The organism is Loktanella sp. S4079 (assembly GCF_000967725.1).
In the GTDB taxonomy this organism is placed as follows: Bacteria; Pseudomonadota; Alphaproteobacteria; order Rhodobacterales; family Rhodobacteraceae; genus Yoonia.
Window position 1 is genome coordinate 655,835 of sequence record NZ_JXYE01000002.1, and the last position, 17,258, is coordinate 673,092.

At 54.4% G+C, this 17,258-nt stretch carries 19 protein-coding genes; 13 read left to right on the forward strand and 6 right to left on the reverse strand.

Annotation, left to right across the window (positions count from 1 at the left end; all coding sequences use genetic code 11):
• Positions 1-265 precede the first annotated feature (265 nt).
• Positions 266-1,795, forward strand: coding sequence for a helicase HerA-like domain-containing protein (locus tag TW80_RS04405; protein WP_045996093.1), 1,530 nt, complete (start codon positions 266-268; stop codon positions 1,793-1,795).
• Between the two features lie 32 nt (positions 1,796-1,827).
• Here the strand turns inward: TW80_RS04405 and TW80_RS04410 are convergent, their stop codons facing one another.
• Genes TW80_RS04410 through TW80_RS04420 form a run of 3 tightly spaced genes read right to left on the reverse strand, consistent with a single transcriptional unit; the run spans position 1,828 to position 5,533 of the window.
• Entirely contained in the window at positions 1,828-3,123 is a 1,296-nt protein-coding gene (locus TW80_RS04410) for an HlyC/CorC family transporter (RefSeq protein WP_045996094.1), read from the reverse strand.
• Positions 3,123-4,052 (reverse strand): site-specific tyrosine recombinase XerD, encoded by a 930-nt coding sequence (locus TW80_RS04415; protein WP_045996095.1) that lies wholly within the window; start codon positions 4,050-4,052, stop codon positions 3,123-3,125. Before TW80_RS04415 ends, TW80_RS04410 begins: the two co-directional genes overlap by 1 nt.
• Before the next feature lie 17 nt (positions 4,053-4,069).
• On the reverse strand, positions 4,070-5,533 hold the full coding sequence (locus TW80_RS04420) for a hypothetical protein (protein ID WP_239450486.1): 1,464 nt from the start codon (positions 5,531-5,533) through the stop codon (positions 4,070-4,072).
• A 346-nt stretch (positions 5,534-5,879) separates the two neighbouring features.
• On the opposite strand from TW80_RS04420, the gene TW80_RS04425 reads away from it, so the two are divergent.
• The 6 genes from TW80_RS04425 (at position 5,880) to queF (ending at position 9,919) form a co-directional block, all read left to right on the forward strand.
• Complete coding sequence (locus tag TW80_RS04425; protein WP_045996097.1) at positions 5,880-6,437, forward strand: shikimate kinase; 558 nt, start codon at positions 5,880-5,882, stop codon at positions 6,435-6,437.
• Positions 6,438-7,562 carry a 3-dehydroquinate synthase gene (gene aroB / locus TW80_RS04430; RefSeq protein ID WP_045996098.1) on the forward strand — a complete coding sequence of 375 codons (1,125 nt, stop codon included), beginning with the start codon at positions 6,438-6,440 and terminating at the stop codon, positions 7,560-7,562.
• A gap of 112 nt (positions 7,563-7,674) precedes the next feature.
• A complete protein-coding gene (gene queC / locus TW80_RS04435; RefSeq protein ID WP_045996099.1) occupies positions 7,675-8,376 on the forward strand; it encodes a 7-cyano-7-deazaguanine synthase QueC in 702 nt (233 codons plus the stop codon).
• Complete coding sequence (gene queD, locus TW80_RS04440; RefSeq protein WP_045996100.1) at positions 8,376-8,729, forward strand: 6-carboxytetrahydropterin synthase QueD; 354 nt, start codon at positions 8,376-8,378, stop codon at positions 8,727-8,729. Before queC ends, queD begins: the two co-directional genes overlap by 1 nt.
• The gene (gene queE / locus TW80_RS04445) at positions 8,726-9,433 is read left to right on the forward strand and encodes a 7-carboxy-7-deazaguanine synthase QueE (protein ID WP_045996101.1); all 708 of its coding nucleotides are present in this window, start codon (positions 8,726-8,728) and stop codon (positions 9,431-9,433) included. Before queD ends, queE begins: the two co-directional genes overlap by 4 nt.
• A 21-nt stretch (positions 9,434-9,454) precedes the next feature.
• On the forward strand, positions 9,455-9,919 hold the full coding sequence (queF, locus tag TW80_RS04450; RefSeq protein ID WP_045996102.1) for a preQ(1) synthase: 465 nt from the start codon (positions 9,455-9,457) through the stop codon (positions 9,917-9,919).
• Between the two features lie 79 nt (positions 9,920-9,998).
• Here the strand turns inward: queF and ssb are convergent, their stop codons facing one another.
• Positions 9,999-10,520, reverse strand: coding sequence for a single-stranded DNA-binding protein (ssb, locus tag TW80_RS04455; protein ID WP_045996103.1), 522 nt, complete (start codon positions 10,518-10,520; stop codon positions 9,999-10,001).
• 153 nt (positions 10,521-10,673) lie between these two features.
• Here ssb and TW80_RS04460 point away from each other — a divergent pair, with 153 nt between their 5' ends.
• Positions 10,674-11,249 carry a lytic transglycosylase domain-containing protein gene (locus TW80_RS04460; protein WP_045996104.1) on the forward strand — a complete coding sequence of 192 codons (576 nt, stop codon included), beginning with the start codon at positions 10,674-10,676 and terminating at the stop codon, positions 11,247-11,249.
• Position 11,250: 1 nt separating this feature from the next.
• Here the strand turns inward: TW80_RS04460 and TW80_RS04465 are convergent, their stop codons facing one another.
• Both TW80_RS04465 and miaA read right to left on the reverse strand, forming a co-directional pair.
• Positions 11,251-12,048, reverse strand: a complete 798-nt coding sequence (locus TW80_RS04465; protein ID WP_045996105.1) for a helix-turn-helix domain-containing protein — start codon at positions 12,046-12,048, stop codon at positions 11,251-11,253.
• Positions 12,049-12,114: 66 nt separating this feature from the next.
• Positions 12,115-13,005 carry a tRNA (adenosine(37)-N6)-dimethylallyltransferase MiaA gene (miaA, locus tag TW80_RS04470; protein ID WP_084625712.1) on the reverse strand — a complete coding sequence of 297 codons (891 nt, stop codon included), beginning with the start codon at positions 13,003-13,005 and terminating at the stop codon, positions 12,115-12,117.
• A 104-nt stretch (positions 13,006-13,109) separates the two neighbouring features.
• Between miaA and pyrH the strand changes: the two genes are divergently transcribed.
• The 5 genes from pyrH to dxr all read left to right on the forward strand — a co-directional run bounded on the left by pyrH (position 13,110) and on the right by dxr (position 17,245).
• The gene (gene pyrH, locus TW80_RS04475) at positions 13,110-13,835 is read left to right on the forward strand and encodes a UMP kinase (protein WP_045996107.1); all 726 of its coding nucleotides are present in this window, start codon (positions 13,110-13,112) and stop codon (positions 13,833-13,835) included.
• Positions 13,836-13,952: 117 nt separating this feature from the next.
• The gene (gene frr, locus TW80_RS04480; protein ID WP_045996108.1) at positions 13,953-14,516 is read left to right on the forward strand and encodes a ribosome recycling factor; all 564 of its coding nucleotides are present in this window, start codon (positions 13,953-13,955) and stop codon (positions 14,514-14,516) included.
• 36 nt (positions 14,517-14,552) lie between these two features.
• Complete coding sequence (gene uppS / locus TW80_RS04485) at positions 14,553-15,281, forward strand: polyprenyl diphosphate synthase (protein ID WP_045996109.1); 729 nt, start codon at positions 14,553-14,555, stop codon at positions 15,279-15,281.
• Entirely contained in the window at positions 15,282-16,079 is a 798-nt protein-coding gene (locus tag TW80_RS04490; RefSeq protein WP_045996110.1) for a phosphatidate cytidylyltransferase, read from the forward strand.
• On the forward strand, positions 16,076-17,245 hold the full coding sequence (gene dxr, locus TW80_RS04495; protein WP_045996111.1) for a 1-deoxy-D-xylulose-5-phosphate reductoisomerase: 1,170 nt from the start codon (positions 16,076-16,078) through the stop codon (positions 17,243-17,245). Before TW80_RS04490 ends, dxr begins: the two co-directional genes overlap by 4 nt.
• Positions 17,246-17,258 lie beyond the last annotated feature (13 nt).

A 17,258-nucleotide genomic window follows, 5' to 3' on the forward strand; every position in this document is an offset into this window, starting at 1 on the left:
AAAAGGGCCCGTAAAGGAACCCTTTTCCATTTTTCCCTGCCGGACTTGGCCGACTAATTGAAGCAGAGGTTACGCAATGCGCGTATGGGCGTCAATATCAAATGAGAATTGAGTGACTTAACTGAAATTCATACAAATCCGGCAATCATAGATTGCGGGGAAAATTACGCGTTTCAGGGCAGGGATGATGTTCTGCCTGTCTTTGTGCTGGAAACGATGTGGTAAGCCTGTATTTTGATCCCGCAACATATCAAAGGACAGTTGAATGGCGGATCACATTTTTATCGGCGGCGGTGCCCAAGATTATGGCGAAGCGCAGACTTTGTTGCTGGACAAGGCCAATCGACATGGGCTGATCGCGGGTGCAACCGGAACCGGTAAGACTGTGACGCTGCAAATCATGGCCGAAGGTTTTTCTGCGGCAGGCGTGCCAGTGTTCTTGTCTGACGTCAAAGGTGATTTGTCGGGGCTCGCGGCAAGTGGAAGCGAGACATTTAAACTCCACGAAGCTTTTACCAAACGTGCGGAAACCATTGGTTTGGATCTATCGTACGATCAGTTTCCCGTGACCTTCTGGGATCTCTTTGGTGAGAAAGGGCACCCCATTCGTGCGACAGTCGCCGAAATGGGGCCACTTTTGCTCGCGCGCTTGATGGATTTGACGGATGTCCAAGAAGGCGTACTGAACGTCGCCTTCCGTGTGGCCGACGAAGAAGGATTGCCGCTGCTTGATCTCAAGGATCTTCAAGCGCTCTTGGTCTGGGTCGGGCAAAACGCCCAAGAATTGTCGCTGCGCTACGGAAATGTTGCGTCGTCCTCTGTGGGTGCGATTCAGCGCGAACTCTTGGTGTTGGAAAATCAGGGTGGGGCGGCGCTGTTCGGTGAACCTGCGTTAGAGCTGTCTGATATGATGCGCACGCGCGAAGGGCGCGGCGAAATCAATATCCTCGCAGCGGATCAATTGATGGGCAGCCCGCGGCTTTATGCGACATTCCTTCTGTGGCTACTGTCCGAGCTTTTCGAGGAACTGCCCGAGGTCGGTAACCCGGATAAACCTAAATTGGTGTTCTTTTTTGACGAGGCCCATCTGCTCTTTGACGGCGCCCCCAAAGCGCTGGTTGATAAGGTCGAACAAGTCGCGCGGTTGATCCGTTCTAAAGGTGTTGGCGTCTATTTTGTGACCCAGAACCCCGGCGATATCCCCGAGGATGTCTTGGGGCAGCTTGGCAATCGCGTGCAACACGCGTTGCGTGCCTTTACCGCCAAAGATCGCAAAGAGCTGAAGACCGCTGCAGAAACCTACCGTGACAATCCTGCGTTCGATACTGCCGAAGCGATCCAAGAAGTAGGCACAGGCGAGGCGGTGACCTCGTTTCTGGATCGCAAGGGAATTCCCCAAGTCGTGCAGCGTACATTGATCCGCCCACCCTCATCGCAATTGGGACCGATCACAGACGCAGAGCGCAAAGCGGTGATGGCCGCCTCTGCAATGGCCGGAAAATATGACACGCCACTTGATCGCGAAAGTGCACATGAGATTTTGGCGAAAAAAGCTGAGGCAGCAGCAAAAGAAGCCGCTGAAGCAGAAGCCGCTGAGGCTGAAGCTGAAGAGCGTGAGCGCGAGTTCAAAAACGCGCGCCGCTACGATGGGGGCGAGAGCCGTTCGCGTTCACGGCGTTCGTCTGGTGGGGGCTTTGGCGGTGCGCTCGCATCTGTCGTTGCCAAAGAGCTAAAGGGCACCACCGGTCGCCGCATTGTGCGCGGCATTCTGGGAAGTCTGTTTAAGGCGCGCTGATCGACGTAGGGTGGATTTAAATCCACCCTACCTTAGAGCTGCCGGATCTTAAGCGTTGCGATTCGATTTTCCTCTTTCTTGAGAACTTCAAATCTAAACCCGTGGAAGGAAAATACCTGTCCTTCGACGGGGATCATCTGCGCCTCGTGAATCACCAGGCCCGCCACGGTGTTGGCCTCATCATCAGGCAAAGACCAATCATGCGCGCGGTTAAGGTCACGGATCGTCATGCCGCCATCCACGATAAAGGCGCCATCGGCAGTGGCCTCAATCAAGTCTTCTTCGTGATCATCAAACTCATCAGCGATTTCGCCGACGATCTCTTCTAGAATATCTTCAAGTGTAATGAGCCCCTGCAAACCGCCGTATTCGTCCACGACCAGTGCAAAATGCGTCTGACGTTTCAGGAAGTTCCGCATCTGGTCGTCCAGCGTTGTTGTCTCGGGGACAAAATACGCAGGCATCGCAACTTTCATAACATCAAAGGCTGCAAGGCCCTGTGCGTCAGAGCCTGCGAGTAGTTTATGCATCGCGCGCAGCAAATCTTTGGCGTGAATGACACCAACGATGTTTTCTTGATCGCCTTGATACAGCGGTAGGCGCGTATGCGGACTATCGAGAATTTGCGTAAGGATATCCTGCGGGGGCAAATCCGCATCAACCATCTGAATGCTTGATCGATGAAGCATAATTTCCTCGACCGCGCGCTCATTCAGGTCAAGTGCGCCAAGAATCCGATCGCGGTCTTCTTTTTCGACAATCCCCTCAGAGTGGCCAAGTTGCAGCGCACCAGCGATTTCTTCACGCACGGCAAGAATATTGCTGTCCGGGTCAGTGCGTACCCCAAACAGATACAATACGCCGCGCACCAAATAGCGGACTGCGGACACCATGGGCGAAAACACCAAGACGACCAGTGCAATTGGTCCTGCGACCTTTGAGGCGACTTCTTCGGGGTAGGTGATTGCAAATGTCTTGGGCAGCACCTCTGCAAAGATCAACACCAACAAAGTCATGATCAGCGTGGCTGCGGCAACGCCGTTTTGTCCAAAGATTTTGGTCAAAAGCGCCGTAGCCAATGAGGTCGCCAGAATGTTGACGACGTTGTTGCCCAGCAAAACAGACCCGATCAGGCGCTCGCTATCCTCAGTGACATTCAGTGCGGTTTCCGCGCCTTTGGACCCTTTGTCCGCAGCAGAGCGCAATTTTCCGCGAGAGGCAGCAGTCAGCGCCGTTTCAGAGCCAGAGAAAAATCCGGAGAGGATCAACAGGATAAGGATCGCGCCTGCTGTAATCCAAAAGGTCGCGTCAGAAGTCAGGGTTTCCATTAGGGTCTTTCGGGTTTGCTCTTTTTGGCGAGCGGATGATGTTCTAGCACAAGCTCTTTTAGTCGTTCATCAAGAACATGTGTATAGATTTCTGTTGTTGCAACGTCAGCGTGCCCCAGCATGGTTTGGATCGAGCGTAAATCCGCCCCACCAGCAAGAAGATGCGTCGCAAAGGCATGGCGCAAGGTGTGTGGGGTGACCTTGTCTGGGGAAACGCCTCCTGCGATGGCGAACTCTTTGATTAACCCAAAGAACCGATGGCGCGTGAGGTGCCCCAGCTTACCGCGTGATGGAAAGAGGAAAGGCGAGGCGGGTTTGCCTTTTTCTCTTGCTTTCTCTTCGAGTTCGTCGCGGCTCAAGAGATACGCCTCAAGCGCTGCACGCGCTGGCGGAGAAAGCGGGACAAGTCGTTCCTTGCCACCTTTGCCGCGTACCAAGAGCATCCTTGGATCACCGCGCGCCGCGACAACTGGCAGGCTTACCAGTTCAGTCACGCGCATGCCCGTCGCATAAAGCAATTCCATCAGGCAAGTATTGCGCAGCGCTTCTCGCGGGGAGGAACGCGCGGCAGCAAGCAACCTGTCCACTTCTGCGATATCGAGCGTTTTGGGCAGCCGTTTTGCCCGGCCCGGACCTTTGATCTGGATAGCCGGATTATCGTCGCGCCAGCCTTCTTCAAATGCGAAACGATAAAGTTGCTTGATCGCAGACAATCTGCGCGCGCGCGTCGCTTGCGATAATCCTTCATTCTCGGCATCGATCAAAAAGCCTTCGATGTGGTCGCGCGTGGCGTCAGAAAAGTGAAAGTCTTGATCCGAGAGCCACTCGGCAAATTTTTGCAGGTCGCGTGCATAGGCAAGCTGCGTGTTTGTTGCTGCGTCTAGCTCTGCAGCTTGGGCCTCTAGGAACGATTGGATCCAATTTTGCATGGGTGCATGTGTGGCGGTCACGGTGTGCGTTCCAAGATCATCACTTGTAGGGCAGCGCGGCGCGCTACATCTTCTAACCCGACCGACCGCATAAAGGCCAAGGCATCGGTCAGCGACCCAAAGTCGCCCGCATATCCAGCATTGAATATTGCAATAGCCCGCAAGAGCGCTTCGCCAAGTTTTCCATCACGGGCTAAATCACGTAGGACCGCTGGTGGTGGTGCTCCGTTAAAACCAGACTGAATTGCCAGGGCAATCGGAGAGTTGACCGCGACCTCTTGGGGGCGGCCACGCGCGAGCGCGAGTAAGAACGGATCGTAACGGCTGTCAGCGGCGCGCAGGGCAACAGATTCGTAATTCGGAGAGAGCAGGCCAATCGTGATCGCATCCAATTGCGCCTGGCCATTAAGGTCGAGGTCCAACAGGGCCGGGGCGTAGCTCTTGGCGAATTGAATTTCGGTTCGGGCCTGTTTCATCGCCTGCCAAGCAGCAGGCAAAACGCGTGCAATTTCAGACGTGTCGCCGTTTGAGATTGCCCGATCAAATCGCTGCACCGCCGTCGCGCGGTCCCAGATCCCGCCTGATGCGGCGGGGGTGTGAGCCGTGTAGAAGCCTTGCAAAACGTTTTCAGATACCGCGCCATGACGGGCCAAACGCTCGGCCGCCTCAAGTTGCGGTTTCCAACCAACGGTGGGCCGCAAATCTGCATGGGCAAACGCGAGTGGCAGGCTGTCAGTGACCAATCCTTCGCCGATGGCCTCGTGGATGCGAAACATCAGCGGGCTGATGCGTTCGGGGGGATCAAGCGGCGGTTCGCCCTCAAATAGCTCCGGGTCAAGAAACCTTGTGAGCAAGGTCTCTTCGGCGGGGCTAATATCCCCAAGAACACGGTGAGTGTTTAACGTCAGCGCCGCGGTTGCCCAATCGCCGTTTCGTGCCAGACAAAATACGCGGGCAGGGTAGGTCGGTGCGATAGAGGGTTTGTCGCGCATCACGTCGCAGGCATCATCCTCTGTCCCAGTGAGAAGTGCCACATCAAACCAACGGCGGAACAACGCGGGCGTATCAGGTTCGGCCTGTTCGATAAGCGCCTTGGCCGGTTCGATCGCGGCCATATCAAGCAGTTTATCGACGCGTGCTAAAAACATCTGCCCAGAGGCGCTTGCATTGAGTGGCGCGTCCGCCTCGGCAAGGATCAAAACCTTTAGGAAATCTTGGATTGCGGGCAGGCCATCTATTCGTTCGGCCGCCAAAAGCGCGACAAGCGTGTCCTCTTGACTGGCCGCCCAAAGCGATCTGGGTAGGCCTGTTACAGACGTGGGGAGCAATCCAACCGGGTCTTTGGACGGTTGTTCAAGTGGCGTAACGCTGACATGTGGAGAAAGCGCGCCGGTAGTGATTGGTGGCTCTGGTTGGGCGATTGCAGGCTCTACACTGCGCGACAACCAATCAATAGCCGACAAAGGTTCACCCTCTGCCAAGGCAGAAGTTCCTAGCACACTACAAATCAGAGCAGCCCGCTTAGTTTGTTTCCAGCGTAACAGGGCGTGTTACCTCACTTGAAGGAGCGGCGAAATCAGCCGGAAAGAAAATCGGTCCGATATAGGCAAAGGCTATTAAACCCAGAGCCGCCAATACGATTAAAAACAATAGTGCCTTGATGAGCCGCAACATTCTTCCTGCCCCGTTTCTCTTTTTCTGCCTCAGTATGTGGTCTTATTGCCCGCTTATGAAGTGTTTATATATGGCCTTTTCCGCAAGATCACGGCATTCATGCATTAAATTTACGTGAGGCGGCAAAATGCCGAAAGTCGGGGGGCAAGACAAATGACAGACGGACCGGATTATCAACTGCATCGCACAGTTGTGTTGGTGGGGATGATGGGGTCCGGAAAATCTGCCATTGGTCGTGCACTTGCGGAACGATTGGGCGTGCCGTTTGTCGATAGTGATGCCGCAATCGAGGCTGCCGCCGCGCAATCCATTGCTGAGATTTTTGAACGTGACGGTGAGGCATTCTTCCGAGAACGTGAGGCTGAAGTGCTACGACGCTTACTTTCAGGGCCGCCGGGGATTGTTTCAACCGGGGGTGGCGCATTCTTGGCCGCAAGGAATCGGGATTTGATCCAAGATATGGGTGTTGCCCTCTGGTTAGACGCAGATATCGACACCCTGTGGGAGCGCGTCCGCCACAAAGATACACGCCCATTGCTACGCACACCCGACCCCAAAGCGACGCTGACACATATTTTTCAGGAACGTCGCCCGATCTACGAACATGCTGGCGTCCAACTCAAGGTCGCACGTGATGCCAGTATTGATGAAACCACCGAGAGCGCGCTTGAGGCGCTCGCGAACCGTCCTGATATCTTGGAGGCTGCATAAATGACCGCAACTGTTCATGTTGACTTACCGGGGCGCGAATATGACATTCTGATTGGCCCAGAACTGTTGGATCAGGCGGGCGAGAAGATCGCGAAATTTGGCGGCCGGAAACATGTTTGTATTCTCACGGATGAAACGGTTGCTGGGCTCCATCTGAATCACTTGAAGCAATCACTAAATGCCGCGGGCCTTAGTGCAGAGGCGCTTGTCCTGCCAGCAGGTGAATCCACGAAATGCTGGGCCGAATTGCAGCGATCTGTTGAATGGCTGTTGTCGCAAAAGGTCGAGCGTGGCGATGTCGTGATCGCCTTTGGCGGCGGCGTGATCGGTGACTTGGCGGGCTTTGCTGCGGCGATCATGCGGCGGGGGGTTCGGTTCGTTCAAATTCCGACAACGCTATTGGCGCAGGTTGATAGTTCTGTCGGCGGCAAGACAGGCATCAACTCTCCGCATGGTAAAAACCTGATTGGAGCTTTCCATCAGCCGAGTTTGGTTTTGGCTGACATTGCGCTCTTGGGGACGTTGACCGCACGCGATTTTTTGGCGGGCTACGGGGAAGTCATAAAATATGGCATGTTGGGCGATGCGGCGTTTTTTGACTGGTTAGAAATCAATGGGCCCGCTTTGGCCGCTGGTGACACGGATGCACGTGTTGAGGCCGTAAAGAGGTCTTGCCAGATGAAGGCGGATATCGTGCAACGCGATGAAACCGAAGCAGGTGATCGCGCATTGTTAAATCTTGGACATACATTCGGGCACGCGCTAGAGGCAGCGACAGGGTATTCTGATCGTCTGTTGCATGGCGAAGGTGTTGCTATCGGTTGCGCGCTTGCGTTTGAACTTTCAGCGCGTCTTGGGCTTTGTAGCCAAGAGGACCCAAGCCGTGTACGTGCGCATCTGCGCGACATGGGAGTGAAAGTCGATATCGCCGATATTGCTGGCGAATTACCCGATGCCCAGGGCTTGCTGGAACTGATGGGGCAGGACAAAAAGGTACTGGATGGTAAATTGCGCTTTATCCTTGCGCGCGGGATTGGTGACGCATTTATCACGTCGGATGTACCACGTGACGCGGTGCTAACCGTCCTACAGGATGCGTTATCGTTGAAAGCGGCGCAAAACTAACTGTCACAAAGGATAGGAACCCTGCATTCGGTGTTGCCAACAGAATGCAGCTTGTCTAAACGGCGCTCCACCGGTCGCAGCCTACCCGGTCATCAAAACAAGGACTGAAAGAATGAAGACGATTGTTATCTGCTCGGGCGGTTTGGATTCCGTGTCGCTCGCGCATGTGGTTGCCAACGAAGGCAACCTGTCCCGGCTTGTGTCCTTTGATTACGGTCAAAGGCATCGCAAAGAGCTTGATTTCGCGGCGGCCTGCGCCGAGAGATTGGGTGTGCCGCATCATATCATTGATATGCGTCAGATTGGCGCCGCGCTGAGTGGTTCTGCCCTGACCGATGACATCGATGTGCCTGATGGTCACTATGCCGAAGAGACCATGAAAATCACCGTGGTGCCAAACCGCAATGCAATCATGCTGACGATTGCTTATGGCATTGCAGCCGCCAATGGTGATGATGCCGTCGCGACGGCAGTGCATGGCGGTGATCACTTTATCTATCCTGATTGTCGGCCCGCATTTACCGAGAGCTTTGATCGGATGCAGCGTGCAGCGCTCGACGGTTATGCAGATGTTGCCTTGTCAACGCCATTCGTGCACCGGTCAAAGGCGGATATCGTAACCGAAGGGGCCCGTGTCGGCACGCCATTTGCGCAAACATGGTCATGCTACAAAGGTGGAGAAAAACAATGTGGGCGGTGTGGTACTTGCGTTGAACGTCGCGAAGCATTCCATCTGGCAGGTGTGACCGACCCAACGGAATACGAAGACCCAGAGTTCTGGCGCGCTGCGATTGAAACGCACGGTGGCAACTGATGTTTCGCATTTCCAAAGAGTTTCACTTTTCGGCCTCGCACCAATTGAGCCATCTGCCCGCGGATCATCAATGTGCGCGGCTTCATGGCCATAACTATATTGTGGTCGTCGAATTGGCGTCACCCACGCTGAATAGTGATGGGTTTGTGCGCGATTATCACGAGCTCAAGCCGCTAAAGACCTATATCGATGACGAATTTGATCATCGGCACTTGAATGATGTGCTTGATGGTCCGTCGACGGCGGAAAACATGGCGTTTCATTTCTACAGTTGGTGCAAATCGCGCTGGCCAGAAACAAGTGCTGTGAAGGTCTCAGAAACACCAAAAACTTGGGCCGAGTACCGGCCATGACACTACGGATCGCTGAAATCTTTGGTCCGACGATCCAGGGCGAGGGCGCGTTGATCGGCGAGCCGACCGTATTTGTGCGGGCAGGTGGCTGCGACTACCGTTGCACGTGGTGCGATTCCATGCATGCCGTCGACAGTGCCAATCGGCACTCATGGGATGCGCTGACCACCGCACAAGTTTGGGAGCAGGTCACTGACTTGTCTGGTGGTCAGCCGCTCACCGTGTCGATTTCAGGTGGAAACCCAGCGATCCAAGATTTCGGCCCAATGATCGCTTTGGGGCAATCACAGGGGTATCGCTTCGCTTGTGAAACCCAAGGCTCAATCGCGAAACCGTGGTTTGCTGATCTAGATACATTGGTGCTGAGCCCAAAACCGCCCTCAAGCGGGGAAACAGTTGATTGGGCGGCTTTTGATAAATGCCTTGCCGCTGCGGGAACGCAGCCCAATGTTGTGATGAAGATCGTTATCTTTGACGATATCGACTACGCTTGGGCGCGTGAGGCGGCCGCGAAATACCCTGATCTACCGCTCTATCTTCAGCCTGGAAATGCCGAAGTGGACCCTGAGTTGCCTGTTGACTTGAACGCAGCGATTGACCGTCTGCATTGGCTTATTGAAAAAGTAACCGCTGACCGCTGGTTTACCCCGCGCGTGCTTCCGCAATTGCATGTGCTCGTTTGGGGGAACAAACGCGGCGTCTAATTCTTCCGAAAGGGATCTCTGATGAGTGACGATATCTATAGCAATCTCAAACAATTGGGCGGCGCAACTGTTATGCCTGCTAGCCCCGAGGACGCAGAGCTAGAGCGCGTTCCAAACCCGCAGGCAGATGTGCTGTATAATGTACGCTTTACCGCGCCAGAGTTCACATCCTTGTGCCCCATGACAGGGCAACCTGATTTTGCGCATTTGGTCATCGACTATGTTCCGGGTGACTGGCTGGTCGAAAGCAAATCACTGAAACTGTTCTTGGGGTCGTTCCGCAACCACGGCGCTTTTCACGAGGATTGCACGATTTCCATCGCGCGCCGCCTTGTTGCTTTTCTCGATCCGAAATGGCTGCGGATCGGTGGCTACTGGTATCCGCGCGGTGGCATTCCGATTGATGTGTTTTGGCAAACGGGTCAAATGCCCGAAGGCGTCTGGATTCCTGATCAGGGCGTCCCGCCTTACCGTGGACGCGGATAGGCGGCTAATCATATTCCCAAAGAAAAGGCCGCGCAGTATTTGCGCGGCCTTTTTGTATCTTCATCAGATAGGCTGTGGTTTAGAACGGGATTTCGTCGTCCATATCGCTGCCGCCACCCGCAGGTGCACCACCGCCTGATCCGCCGCCGTAGCCACCATTGTTGCCACCGCCATAACCGCCGTCGTTGCCGCCACCATAGCCGCCTTGACCACCGCCGTAGCCACCGCCACCTTGGCCACCACCTTCGCCGCGGCCATCAAGCATTGTCAAAGTGCCGTCGAAACCTTGCAAAACAACTTCAGTTGAATAGCGGTCTGCACCCGATTGGTCCTGCCACTTACGCGTTTGCAGTTTGCCCTCGACGTATACCTTTGATCCTTTGCGCAGATATTGTTCTGCAATGCGCACCAGACCCTCTTGGAAGATCGCGACAGAGTGCCATTCGGTGCGCTCACGGCGTTCACCGGTGTTCCGGTCTTTCCAAGTTTCAGAGGTCGCGATGCGCAGGTTGCATACTTTGCCACCGTTTTGAAATTGGCGCACCTCTGGGTCGGCGCCAAGGTTGCCGATAAGGATGACTTTGTTCACTGATCCGGCCATTGCGGTATCTCCCACGATTCTTCTTTGGGCTTTTGTGACAGACCGGGCACGTCGCAACAAGCTTGTCCGTCGTTTCCAATTGAAAGCCTTGGCGGAGTGCGGCACATTCCCTATATTAGCCCAAGTTCATTGTAGCGGCATAGGATAAGGCAGATGAAGGCACCGATGATTGGCATCGCACTGCTACTGACGGTCAGCCCTGTATTCGCACAAGAACAAGTGTCGACCATGAACCGGACGCGGCTGCTGCAAAGCCAGACGGATGTCTTGGATCGGCGGGCTGCTTCGCAATATCGTGATTCCGTACGGTTACAGCCGCCAAGGGCAGATGCTGCGCAGATCGTTCCTGCTTACACTGGTGGGTATCGGGGCCCGTTTATGGCAATTGCCCGCGATGCCGCTGCGCGTCATGGGGTGCCGGCTAATTTATTTTTGCGTTTGATCCAACAAGAAAGTGGATGGAACGCCACAGCGGTTTCCGTCAAAGGGGCGCTTGGGTTGGCTCAGTTGATGCCGCAGACTGCGGCGGTGCTTGGCGTGGACCCGCACGATCCAGTGCAAAACCTAGAAGGGGGCGCGCGTTACCTGCGCCAACAATATGACGCTTTTGGGAATTGGCGATTGGCGCTTGCGGCTTATAACGCCGGGCCCGGCGCTGTTCAGAGATATGGCGACGTGCCGCCATATTCTGAAACCCAGAACTACGTTCGGGTCATTTGGGGGCACTAGCCTAGACGGCTCTGCGGAAATGGGTCGGAGTTGCGCCGGTTCGGTCTTTGAACGTACGTGTGAAATAGGCCGCCGACTGGAACCCTAGGCGATCCGCAATATCCTGCACGGATGCACGTGTTTCGCACAACAAAGTGCATGCTTCGTAGTGGATCCGTTCATTCAAGAGCTTAAGCGCCGACCGCCCGCAAGTCTGCTGGCAACATCTTGTCAAATGTGTTGGCGTGACGTTCAAGTCTGCGGCGTAGTCTGCGACGGACCGATCAGACTTAAAGTCCTGTGCGATCAATGATGTATAGCGCGCAACTAACTTAGCGGCGGCTGAATTTCGGCGCGCGTCGCTTACGCTTTCCGGGCGCAGCTTAAGCTGCCTTTCGATAAAGATGCTCAGTAGAACGCGGTGGCATTGCACTGCACGCTGATCGCCTGTTGGCAAAAGCTCTCGCTCGATTGACTCAAAAAGCCCAAGAAGTTCTTTTTGTGGTCCGACTTCGAGTAACCGCAGATGAAACGGGTCGAGTGGCATGCCCGCAGCATCTGGCAGTTCTAGAATTTGGGCAAAGACCGTCGGCCCAACCTCTATTCCGTACATTGTATGTGGCGGAATATAGATGAGGTTATTCGGTCCATACCCATTGGTCAGGCCCGCGACTGTAATGCGGCCCTGACCTTTGGTTACGTGAATAAGTCGCGGCGATGCGTGGCTTCGCATGGCTTCGGTGCGCCAGCGACTCTGGTTCCCCTGATGTTTAATAGGCGACAGCGAAAGTGACGCCTTCACTTCTGACATAATAGTCATCAACGTGTCCCGATGTTGAAACTGATTTTCAGTTTCGCCGAAAATCGTTGTAAATCAACGTATACGTCAGTTTGCGAATTCGACTGTTGCTGATATGTCAGAGCTATCAATCTGAAGTTGATTCCAGTCCTTATGTCGTGAACGAAACCACGTTCGCTGGCGCTTTGCGTACTGTCTGGAACCAATAATAGCGACTTCGCGCGCTTCGGATAGGGTCGTTTCCTCCTTCAGATGCGCGATAAGTTCCGGTGCGCCGATGGCTTTGGATGATGCATGGGCAGGATTCCAGTTTGGCAGCATCGCACGTGCTTCGTCGAGCGCGCCCTGTGCGAGCATTTGGTCGAATCGCTTGGATATCCGAGCGTTCAACCAATCGGTATCAGAGTTCAGGTTGATCAAAACGGCATTGTCCGGGCGCAGCAAGGGCGGCGGCGTGGCGTCTTGCCAGTCGCTTAGCGCACGGCCAGTGGCATTCAAAACCTCCCATGCACGCTGCACACGCATTCGATTGCGCTGATCAATGCGGGATTTAGTGGTTTCATCGAGCTGGGCGAGCAAGGTTTCGAGGGGCAGGGTGTTCGCATATTCCCGCACTTCAGGCGGGGTCGCTGGTATATCTGCCAACCCTTTGAGCAAGGCATTAAAGTTTAGTCCTGTCCCGCCAACGATAATTGGGCGGAGATCAGTACCGATATATGGCGTCACGTCGCGCAACCAATGGCCAACTGAATAGTCAGAATCATATGCTACGTGCCCATAAAGCGCGTGCGGCGCCAGCGTGAGATCGGCATCATCGGGGCGTGCGGTTACAATGCGCCAACCGTCAAAGACCTGAAGCGCATCGGCGTTGACGATCACGCCCCCTTGTTCGCGGGCGATATGTAACGCGAGCGCGGACTTACCCGATGCTGTGGGGCCAGCAATCAAGACTGGTTTATGAGGTGTGATCGTAATCATTAATCTTATTGCGTTGCGTGTCGTTTTGTCGGCAAGCTGCCATTGAATTCGATGTCGTTTTGCGACATTTTGCCCGGCAGAACAACATAGAGCCGGGGGCCGCCATGACTGACACTGAGAAGACAGCGTATAAACGTGTAATGCTTAAAATCTCGGGTGAGGCGTTGATGGGGGATACGACCTTTGGTTTGCACCCGCCTACAGTTCAGCGCATCGCCAAAGAAGTAAAGTCAGTTCACGACATGGGCGTTGAGATCTGCATGGTCATCGGCGGTGGAAATATTTTTCGTGGGCTGCAAGGGTCGGCCCAAGGGATGGAGCGCACCACTGCGGACTATATGGGAATGCTTGCAACCGTCATGAACGCGCTGGCCATGCAATCAGCACTTGAAGAACTGGGTATCCACACGCGTGTGATCTCGGCCATTACGATGAACGAGGTCGCTGAACCCTACATCCGCCGCCGTGCTGTACGCCACCTTGAGAAAAAGCGGGTTTGTATCTTTGCAGCAGGTACTGGCAACCCATATTTCACGACCGATACTGCCGCGACGCTGCGCGCCAATGAAATGGCCTGCGAGGCGATCTTTAAGGGCACCAAAGTTGACGGCGTCTATGACAAAGACCCGGCGAAATTCGAAGATGCGGTACGCTATAATGATGTGACCTATGACGAGGTTCTACAAAAGCATCTGGGTGTGATGGACGCCAGCGCCATTGCTTTGGCGCGCGACAATGGTTTGCCGATCATTGTGTTCTCACTGGATGAGCCGGGCGGCTTCCGTGGGATTTTGGCCGGCGAAGGCACGCATACAATTGTTCACGAATAGAATTCAGGTCGGTAGACCTGCACAAACTCTGCACGTTTGCTGACCTATACAAGTTACGCGGTTTCCCGTAAAACGATCAAAAGTCGGGCTTTGCCCGCCAAGGAAGAGCAGTAGAAGATGTCAGAAGATTTTGAACTAGATACCGATGATTTGGCGCGCCGTATGGATGGTGCGATTGCCAATTTGCGGACAGAACTGGCCTCGCTGCGGACTGGGCGTGCTTCAGGTTCGATGCTCGAGCCGGTGATGGTGGACGCCTATGGTTCGATGACCCCAATCAACCAAGTCGGGACAGTCAACGTGCCAGAGCCACGTATGGTGACAATCAACGTTTGGGATAAGGCACTTGTCGGTAAGGTCGAAAAGGCGATCCGCGAAAGCGGTCTGGGTATTAACCCGCAGCTGAACGGCACAATTATCATGCTTCCAATCCCAGAGTTGAACGAAGAACGTCGTCGTGAGCTGGGCAAAGTCGCCGGTAACTACGCCGAGGCAGCACGCGTTTCGATCCGCAACCTGCGCCGTGACGGGATGGATCAGATCAAGAAAGCCAAAGCAGATGGCATGTCTGAGGATGACCAGAAATTCTGGGAAACCGAGGTGCAAGATTTGACGGACGCACACATTAAGAAAGTCGATGAAACGCTTGAAGTGAAACAAGCAGAGATCATGCAGGTCTAAGACACGGACCAGCGCGCTCGGGCGGAAGGGCTAGCAATGCCAAAGGATCAAGACGACCCAATGACAGGCCCCGCCCACGTTGCCATCATCATGGATGGGAATGGTCGATGGGCGCAGCAACGTGGACGCCCGCGTTTGTTTGGCCATCAGGCAGGCGCAAAGCGGGTTCGCGAAATCGTTGCCGCCTGTCCCGCGCATGGGGTCAAATATCTGACAATTTTTGCGTTTTCGACAGAGAATTGGAAACGCACGCAGGCCGAAGTTTCGGGTCTGATGTTATTGTTCAGACGCTACATCGAACGCGAGGCCAAAGCGCTGTTGGAAAATGGCGTGCGGGTCCGTTTCATTGGCGATCGCAACCGGCTAGACGAAAAGTTGGTGCGCCTGATGGACGACCTCGAACTACTTACAGCGAAGAATGATCTCGTTCATTTGACTGTGGCGTTGAACTACGGTGGCCGCGATGAAGTCACCCGCGCTGCAAAGCGGCTTGCCCTTGAGGTAGAGCAGGGCAGACTTTCGCACAAAGACATCGATGCAGAGACCCTTTCTGGGTTCCTTGACACCCATGTTCTACCCGATCCCGATTTGGTTATTCGTACCAGTGGTGAGGCTCGGATCTCGAACTTTTTGCTGTGGCAATCTGCATATTCAGAATACGAATTCGTTGACACGCTTTGGCCGGATTTTTCGGCTGACGAATTTGGCAAGGTCCTTGCCAATTACGGAGCACGTGAACGGCGGTTTGGTGGAGTAATAGCCTAAATGACGACCTCGAAACCTTCGAACTGGGACGACCTCTCGGTGCGTGTCGCTTCCAGTGCTGCCATGACGATTATTGGCGCCGCAGCTGTAATCGCGGGGGGCGTCTGGTTTCAGATGCTTGCTGTTTTTGTCACTGCCGTGATGGTTTGGGAATTGTGGATGATGATCCGCAACGATGAACCGACCAAAGGGATGTTGCTGGCGGCACTTGTGGCGTCGATATTGTCTGGGACGATTGCGGATGGCACGCTGATCGGCGTGCTCTTGTTCTTTGTGGTGCCAACTATCGGTGTGACCCAGTTAAAGAAGGAGCGGTTGACGTTCTTTATCTTTGCCTTGGGTATCCAAGTGGCTGGCTGGGGACTGGTGCATTTCCGGATGGAGTTCGGTTTCCTTTGGCTGCTTTGGTTGATGCTGGTCGTGATCATCACCGATGTTTTCGGCTACTTTGCTGGGCGCGCGTTTGGCGGCCCCAAATTCTGGCCGAAGATCAGCCCAAAGAAAACTTGGAGCGGTACAATCGCTGGCTGGATTGGTGCCGCGCTGGTTGGGTACATCTTTACACTCTTTACCAATGCTGGGTCGTGGATCGTTGTGATCTCTATGGTGCTTAGCTTTGCTGGGCAGATGGGCGATATTGCCGAAAGCGCGCTCAAGCGTCGTATGGGCGTAAAAGACAGTTCAACACTGATCCCCGGTCATGGCGGGCTGTTCGATAGATTTGATGCTTTGCTTGGGGCATCGGTGTTTATGCTCTTGGTCGCTGTGGTATTTAACGTGCCTGGAGTAGCCTTTTGAAGCGCGTCACTCTTTTCGGCGCGACGGGGTCTATTGGGCAAAGCGCAATTGATTTGATCGCTCGCGATCAGGATGCATACGATGTGGTAGCGCTGACTGGCGGCAGGAATGTCACGCAGTTGGCGCATGATGCAAAGCGATTGGGCGCAAAACTTGCGGTGACCTGTTTTGACGATTGTTTTGCAGAACTCAAAGACCTCTTGTCTGGTACCGGGATCGAAGTGGCCGCGGGCAACGAGGCGATTGCAGATGCCGCGACCCGTCCGGTCGATTGGACGTTATCTGCGATTGTTGGGGCAGCGGGGCTCGTCCCAGGGCTCAAGGCACTTGAGCTAGGGAATACTCTGGCGCTCGCGAATAAGGAATCGCTGGTGACGGCTGGCCCCTTACTCATGGGCGAGGCCCAGCGGTACGGTGCCACCATTCTTCCAGTTGATAGTGAGCATTCAGCGGTGTTTCAGGCCCTCGTGGGCGAGGATATCTCTGCCGTCGAACGTGTCATCATTACCGCAAGCGGTGGTGCGTTTCGTGATTGGCCGATGGAAAAACTGGCCACTGCAACCTTGGCAGAGGCATCGAGTCATCCGAATTGGGACATGGGCCAGCGGATCACGATCGATAGCGCGTCTATGTTTAATAAGGCGATGGAATTAATTGAAACAAAAGAGTTTTTCAACGTTCCGCATCAAATGATCGAAGTGCTGGTTCATCGCGAAAGCATGGTCCATGCCTTGGTCGGGTTTCATGACGGTGGCCTGATGGCCCATGTTGGCCCGCCAGATATGCGCCATGCGATTGGTTACGCGTTACATTGGCCTACACGCGCGCAACTGCCAGTCGAACGACTTGATCTGGCAAAGATTGGACAGCTGAGTTTTGAAGAGCCAGATACGGAACGTTATCCTGCGCTGGAACTTGCTCATCAGGTGATGGAGCAGGGCGGGCTGTCAGGCGCGATTTTTAACGCGGCCAAAGAACGTGCGCTGGATGGTTTTATAGCATCTGAGATCGGGTTCTTGGATATGGCGCGTGTTGTTGAAATGACGTTGAACAAAATGTCATCCGAGCTTGGGGTGACTACGGGTGCCATTACACTTGAGAATGTTTTAGAGACTGACAGGCTGGCGCGTATTCGCGCTGGTGAGGCAATTGCAACACTAGGATAACGCCTTGGAATTT